At 47.5% G+C, this 2,514-nt stretch carries 1 protein-coding gene; it reads right to left on the bottom strand.

Annotation, left to right across the window (positions count from 1 at the left end; translation table 11 throughout):
* The coding region (locus tag QME20_RS19575) for a Tn3-like element ISShfr9 family transposase (RefSeq protein ID WP_114991953.1) at positions 1–2,375 on the bottom strand (2,375 nt) is incomplete at its 3' end.
* Positions 2,376–2,514: the final 139 nt, after the last annotated feature.

Below are 2,514 nucleotides of genomic sequence, written 5' to 3'. Positions count from 1 at the left end.
TCAAACAGATCATTGATGACACTACTGAACTGCGCGTATCGCGGTGCAAAACTGTAACCGCATAGATCCAGTAAGGCGAAGTTAACATGATTGACACCGTGTGTATCTGTCGAGAGTACGTCAGGTTTGATTTCACTGCTGTTGGATTGTAACAGGTCATAAATATAGTGTGATTCGTGCTCGTTGGAACCGATGATCCGAGCATTGAGGGCGCTGTGGTTGGCCACCAGTGTCATGGCCGTGATCCCTTTGTTGGTGCCGAAATACTTAGAGGAGTACCGGGTTTTAAAGGTTTCCAGATGGGTTTCGAATTTCTGACCATCCGCACTGGCATGCAGCTGGTCCTCCTGAATATGGTAGTGGCGGAAGATGGGTAGCGCTGCAACCGCATTATTGATCACGTCGCTGGCGTCATGCAGCGTTTCAGGCCGGATATAGTTGGCCTGCACCGTACTCAGGTGTTCATAGCTTCGATCGGAGATCTGCGCCATGCCATACACACCACGGTGAGTGGCGTTGGCAATCAGAATGGCCAGTAAATCATCCTGATGAGTGAACCCTTGTTTTTGTATCGGAAGTACATGAGTCAGACATTTCATGAACCCGGTTTCGCGCTCTACATACCGCAGTACATCCGCGATACCGACCGGTTGCATTCGCTTAAAAAAGGGATTGTTGACCAGAGATGTAGCGCTTTTGGTCGGCAGACGCCAGCGGGTACCGGTACGATTTTTCATGATCACATTTCGATTGTCTCCCTCATCAATATGGAGAGCAACGTCTTTGAGTGCACTTTCCAGCCGGTGTTGTTTCTCCTGTAACAATAACTCTGCGGGCTGTTTTAGTCTGTCCAGTGTTGATGAGGCCAGCAAGGTATCCTGCGATGTCTGGGGGATCAGGTCGTCTTCCAGTGCGCGGTATTTGGTAACATTTGGCAAATAAATGCGTCCATTCAGTCGTGAGGTTAACTGCCGGTAGAGCAGCCATTCGTAACGTTGCGGGTTAACGTTATCCTGTTTAACCAACCATGGGAGGTGCTTTTTCGGGATGAGCGACGTATCCATCGTCTTCAGTGGTCCACCGAATGCGATTTCCGTCTGCATCTGTTGAAGTTGGGCGACGACGGCTTCTGAGCCTTTACCGGCCTCACATTCAAGGCACAAAAACACCTGCCTTAACAGTTGCTCCAGGAGATTGCATTGTTCATCGTAATGTTGCCACTGGTACTCTTCCACGGTCCGTTTCTGTTTTTTCAGGTAAAGGCAGAGGGTCTGGATATCCCTGTCATTCATGACCTTCAATGCCTGTTGTCTGACTACTGAGAAGGGTTGATTATCATCAATGTTCTCATCCACAAACAGATGCAGTAACTCTGCCGCTTTCGTGACATTGTCCGCGGCTGACTGCCAGGACAGGAACACTGCTTGTTGTGCAAAGGTGTTGGCAGCTTCTTGTTGCTTGCGGATATGGTAAATGAACCCATCAGTTAACCGTTCCAGTGCCAGTTGTATCCGCTCTGTCAGGTGACATAGCAACCATAGATGCTGCTGTGCGCGTTTGAATCGTTTGAGTTTACTACCGTAATAGTTGATGAGCTCACCGAAGTGTTGTCGATTTTTAAGAGACAGATTAAGCCCATCGATAACGCCATTGATTTGCGTGCGCCATGGCGCTAACTGATGATAAAGGGCAAGCTCTTTTTTAAGTTCAGGTACGGTCAGACTTTTTGCACCGCCTCTGAGCTGGTTCAGGCTTAGTCCGTCATCAATGGCTGTTATGCTGTCCAGAAAGACGTGAAGTTCAGGACTGGTGAGTTGATTAAGTTGGTGCGCCAGGTCTTTTCTGACCTGCTGCATCGCTCTGCTTATCAGTCTCTGGAGTACGGTGTACCTAGGGATAGCAATGCTGTGACTGGTTAGGAATTCAATAGCAGTATCAAAGAGGTAACGCGGCTCCAGCCAGGCATTGCCCACCTGAACAAGGTGGTCGAAAAGAGAATTGAAGTGCTGACTTTCGTCCCATTTGTGATAACCAGCAAGGTCTAATACTTTTGCGTAGAGTCGATCTTTTTGTTTTTGTGAGGGAGTGAATGGTCTGAGCCCCTTGCCGCCAAGCAGCTCTTTACTGATGAACATTAAATCCTTAGAAACCTGCGAGTAAGCGATATCTAGGATGACGGGCTTTGATTTGAAGTATCCCAAAATCGCGACAAAGTAACATCTATGAGCTCTGAGACGAATTGACCGAAAAACTGCCAATTCCGCATCGTTCAGAGAAAAGTACAGACGTTGTTCTTCGATTGAAAAAATGGGTGGGGAATAAAGATCTGCCTGTTCTGCTCTCGTGAGAATAGTAATTTCGTTTTTGATGGCCATATCAGGGCTGTTCCGTATTAAATGTACGATATTTACCTAATTTGCCACACTTATAAGTAGTAACCCACCTCCGCAGCCATTTATTGGTGTGGTCTACAGAGGATTAAGTCTTTTTAGAGGGGAAAATCCCTAGAACCCC

The organism is Alteromonas sp. CyTr2 (assembly GCF_947311905.1).
GTDB classification, from domain to species: domain Bacteria; phylum Pseudomonadota; class Gammaproteobacteria; order Enterobacterales; family Alteromonadaceae; genus Alteromonas; species Alteromonas macleodii.
The sequence above is the reverse complement of the archived record's forward strand: the minus strand, read 5'-3'. Positions and strand labels throughout refer to the sequence as shown.